Source organism: Paenibacillus forsythiae T98, from assembly GCF_000520735.1.
GTDB classification, from domain to species: Bacteria; Bacillota; Bacilli; order Paenibacillales; family Paenibacillaceae; genus Paenibacillus_AQ; species Paenibacillus_AQ forsythiae.
Map to the genome: position 1 here is coordinate 1 of NZ_ASSC01000403.1, position 4,849 is coordinate 4,849.

3 protein-coding genes are annotated in these 4,849 nt (G+C 55.6%); all 3 read left to right on the forward strand.

What is annotated here, in order from left to right:
* Nucleotides 1-2,006: ATP-dependent Clp protease ATP-binding subunit (locus L692_RS0112830; RefSeq protein ID WP_025700433.1), on the forward strand; the 2,006-nt coding region annotated here is incomplete at its 5' end.
* A 219-nt stretch (nt 2,007-2,225) separates the two neighbouring features.
* Nucleotides 2,226-3,593, forward strand: coding sequence for a DNA repair protein RadA (gene radA, locus L692_RS0112835; protein ID WP_025700434.1), 1,368 nt, complete (start codon nt 2,226-2,228; stop codon nt 3,591-3,593).
* Nucleotides 3,594-3,604: 11 nt separating this feature from the next.
* Complete coding sequence (disA, locus tag L692_RS0112840; RefSeq protein ID WP_025700436.1) at nt 3,605-4,678, forward strand: DNA integrity scanning diadenylate cyclase DisA; 1,074 nt, start codon at nt 3,605-3,607, stop codon at nt 4,676-4,678.
* The last annotated feature ends 171 nt before the right edge of the window (nt 4,679-4,849 follow it).

Sequence of the window (4,849 nt, forward strand, 5' to 3'; positions counted from 1 at the left end):
GCCACAGCGGCGGCCCGTCCAATGTCAGCACGCCGACGCTTGACGGCTTGGCCCGCGACCTGACGGCTTATGCCAAAGACGGACACCTTGACCCGGTTATCGGGCGCAGCAAAGAGATTGAGCGCGTGATTCAGGTTCTGAGCCGCCGGACGAAGAACAATCCGGTGCTGATCGGTGAGCCGGGGGTAGGTAAGACGGCAATCGCCGAAGGCCTGGCGCAAAAGATTATCAATAACGAGATCCCGGAAACCCTGCGCGACAAGCGTGTGATGACGCTGGATATGGGCTCGGTCGTTGCCGGCACCAAATACCGCGGCGAATTCGAGGATCGTCTTAAAAAGATCATGGATGAAATCCGTCAAGCGGGCAACATTGTCCTCTTCATCGACGAGCTGCATACGCTGATCGGTGCAGGCGGCGCCGAGGGCGCGATTGACGCCTCCAATATCCTCAAGCCTGCGCTGGCCCGCGGCGAGCTGCAATGCATCGGCGCGACTACGTTGGACGAGTACCGCAAATACATCGAGAAGGATGCGGCTCTGGAACGCCGTTTCCAACCGATCACGGTGGATCAGCCTACTCCGGATGAAGCCGTTCAAATCCTCTACGGCTTGCGTGACCGGTATGAAGCGCATCACCGCGTAAAAATTACGGATGAGGCGATCGTTCAGGCGGTGAAGCTGTCTGACCGCTATATCACCGACCGCTTCCTGCCGGACAAGGCGATCGACCTTATTGATGAGGCGGGCTCCAAAGTAAGGCTGAATTCCTACACGATTCCGCCGAATCTGAAAGAGCTGGAAACGCGGCTGGACGATATCCGCAAGGAGAAAGACGCCGCCGTTCAAAGCCAGGAGTTTGAAAAAGCCGCTGCCCTTCGCGATACGGAGCAAAAAATTCGCGAAGAGCTTGATACAACGAAGAATCAATGGAAAGAAAAACAAGGCCGCACCGATTCCGAGGTTACACCGGAGGATATCGCCCAGGTGGTTGCAAGCTGGACGGGAATTCCGGTCAATAAGCTGAAAGAAGAAGAAACGGAACGCCTGCTCAATATGGAAGCCCTTCTGCATGATCGTGTTATCGGCCAGGATGAGGCCGTCAAAGCGGTCAGCCGGGCTATCCGCCGGGCTCGCGCGGGTCTGAAAGATCCGAAGCGTCCGATGGGCTCCTTTATCTTCCTCGGCCCTACCGGGGTTGGTAAGACGGAGCTGGCGCGCGCGCTTGCCGAAGCGATGTTCGGAGACGAGAATGCCGTTATCCGTATTGATATGTCGGAGTACATGGAGAAACACTCCACCTCACGCCTTGTGGGGGCGCCTCCGGGATATGTGGGCTACGAAGAAGGCGGACAACTGACCGAGAAAGTACGCCGCAAGCCGTACTCGGTCGTTCTGCTCGACGAAATCGAGAAGGCTCATCCTGAAGTGTTCAACATCCTGCTGCAAGTGCTGGAAGACGGCCGCTTGACCGATTCCAAGGGCCGCGTCGTCGATTTCCGCAATACGCTGATTATTCTGACCTCGAACGTTGGCGCCCAAGCGATCAAACGCAACTCCACGCTCGGATTTACGGCGGTACAGGATGCCGGCGCCGAATATTCGAGCATGAAGGGCAAGGTCATGGACGAACTCAAGAAGAGCTTCCGTCCGGAGTTCCTGAACCGGATCGACGAAATCATCGTGTTCCACTCGCTGGAAGAGAAGCACATCGCCGAGATCGTTACGCTGATGTCCGAAGAGCTGCGCAAGCGGCTGCGTGAATACGCCGTCGATTTCGAGCTGACGGACACCGCGAAAGCGTTCCTGGCCAAAGAAGGATTTGATCCGGCCTTCGGCGCGCGTCCGCTGCGCCGCGCGATCCAGAAGCATATCGAGGACCGTCTGTCCGAAGAAATGCTGAAAGGCAACATTACCAAGGGAGATTTGCTGAAGATTGATGAAGAGAACGGCGAATTGATCGTGCGCAAGAAAGAGCCGGTATCGCTGGAGAAGGATGGAGAGTAATATCCGTCCTGGAACAATATCTTAAATGATCATTGAAGGAGAGCCTGCTTCCGGACAAGGAAGAGGCTCTTCTTTGTGATACAAATGGAATATATATGTTCCCGCCTTTTCTGGATTGCCCTTTCGTTCACCGCCCTTAAATGGTAAACTTTGAATGACAGGGAAATATCCGCGATTTGAAGAAATGGCGGCAGGGTTAATCGGTTCGAAGGAGAATTTATGGCCAAGACAAAAACAAAATTTTACTGCACCGAGTGCGGGTACGAGGCTCCGAAGTGGCTTGGGAAATGTCCGGGCTGCCAGGCTTGGAACAGCATGGTGGAAGAAACGGAAAGCGTAGTCAAAACACAGGGGATGAATGCTCCTGTTTTTCATAGTAAAGAAAAGCCCCAGTCCATCATAAATATAGAAAGCGATCAGGAGCCCCGCATATTGACCGGCATCGGTGAGCTGAACCGGGTGCTGGGCGGCGGGATTGTGCCCGGCTCGCTGGTGCTTGTGGGGGGAGACCCCGGCATAGGGAAATCGACGCTGCTGCTGCAGACCTCCCATGCCCTGACCACGCAGGGACTGCGCGTGCTGTACATTTCGGGAGAAGAATCGGTGCGTCAGACGAGGTTGCGGGCGGACCGGCTTGGAGCCCTGTCATCCGAGCTGTATGTGCTCTGCGAGACGAATATGGAAGCGATCGAGGAAGCGATTGAGGCGATTCAGCCTCAGTTCCTGGTGATCGACTCCATACAGACGGTATTTCTGCCGGAAGTAACGAGCGCGCCGGGAAGCGTGTCGCAGGTTCGCGAATGCACGACAAGATTTATGCGGATTGCGAAGATTCGGGGCATTGCGACCGTGCTGGTCGGTCATGTCACGAAGGAGGGGGCAATTGCCGGACCCCGGATGCTTGAGCATATGGTGGACTGCGTGCTGTATTTCGAAGGCGAGCGCCATCATACGTACCGACTGCTGCGGGCCGTCAAGAACCGTTTCGGCTCAACGAATGAAATCGGCATTTTCGAGATGGGCGAGATCGGATTGTCCGAGGTCGGGAATCCGTCCGAGCTGTTCCTTTCCGAGCGGCCCCTCGGCGTGGCCGGCTCCACGGTCGTAGCCAGCATGGAAGGTACGCGTCCGGTGCTTGTCGAGCTGCAGGCGCTTGTCGCCGCCACGCATTTTCCCTCGCCGCGGCGGATGTCCACCGGACTGGACAACCAAAGAATGGCGCTTATTATCGCCGTGCTGGAGAAGCGGATGGGGATGTTCCTGCAGAACCAGGATGCCTATTTGAACGTCGCGGGCGGAGTCAAGCTCGATGAACCGGCCATTGATCTGGCGGTCGCGGTCAGTATCGCTTCAAGCTTCCGGGACATCCCGACCAAGCCCTATGACGTGTTCTTTGGCGAGGTGGGGCTTACAGGGGAAGTCAGAGGCGTCTCGCGCGCGGAGACGCGCGTTAAGGAGGCCGCCAAGCTCGGATTTCGGCGGGTCATTATGCCCGAGAAGAGCTTGAAAGGCTGGAAGCATCCGCAGGATATACAGATTGTCGGGGTAAGTACCGTAGCAGACGCATTAGCGGTCGCGTTAAATTAGGGGGCAGAGAAATGAAAGAATACCAACTGGAAAATATGAACGATCTGCTCAGGCTGGCCGCACCGGGCACATCCTTCCGGGAAGGACTGGAAAATGTGCTGCGGGCCAAGACGGGCGCGCTGATTGTCGTAGGCTACAGTCCCGAGGTGATGGAGGTGGTGGATGGAGGCTTTTCCATTAACTGCGATTTTTCGCCCAACTATTTGTACGAACTGGCCAAGATGGACGGCGCGATTATTCTGAGCGAAGATCTGAAACGTATACTATATGCCAACACGCAATTGATTCCCGATCCGTCGATTTCCTCGATTGAGACCGGAATCCGCCACCGGACGGCTGAACGGGTCGCGAAGCAGACGGGCAAGCTGGTCGTGTCCATCTCACAGCGGCGCAACGTCATCACACTCTATCAAGGGTCTATCCGCTATGCGCTCAAGGACATCGGCGTCATTCTGACCAAGGCCAATCAGGCGATCCAGACGCTGGAGAAGTATAAGGCCGTCCTCAACCAGTCGCTGACCAACCTGTCCGCTTCCGAATATGAGGGGATCGTCACCCTGCCTGAGGTCGTTGGCGTCATTCAGCGGGTAGAGATGGTGCTCCGCATCAAGATGGAGATCAAGCGCTACATCACCGAACTGGGCAATGAAGGGCGCCTGATCAGCATGCAGATGGAGGAGCTGGTCGGAAATACCGAGGAAGAGGCGTGGCTGTTGTATCGTGACTATGCAAGGGAAGAGGAAGAAGACAAAATCCGCGAAATTATCGCCGGTCTGAAGCGGGCAAGCAACGACGAGCTGATGGACGACAACCATATCGCCCGGCTGCTCGGATTTTCGGCTAGTGCAGTCGCTTCCGAAGAGCCGGTCACTCCACGCGGCTACCGGCTGCTTAACAAAATTCCGCGGCTGCCGAATGTCATTATCCGCAATCTGGTGGAACGTTTCGAAATGCTGCCCAATCTTATGACCGCGAGCATTGCGGAACTGGATGAGGTGGACGGAATCGGCGAGGTGCGGGCGCGGGGAATTCAGGACGGATTAAAACGGCTGCAAAAGCAAGTTCTTATTGACAGACAAATGTAAATAACATACAATCACGTATTGTTAGAACCGTTAAGACCTTACCGAATCATACAGGGGGTGACGAAATGATACAAAAATCTATTCCGAGCTTGTTCACGCTGGGGAATCTGTTGCTCGGAATGTTCGGCATCATGATGGCTCTCAACGGTAAAATCGGTATGGCGGGCAAAA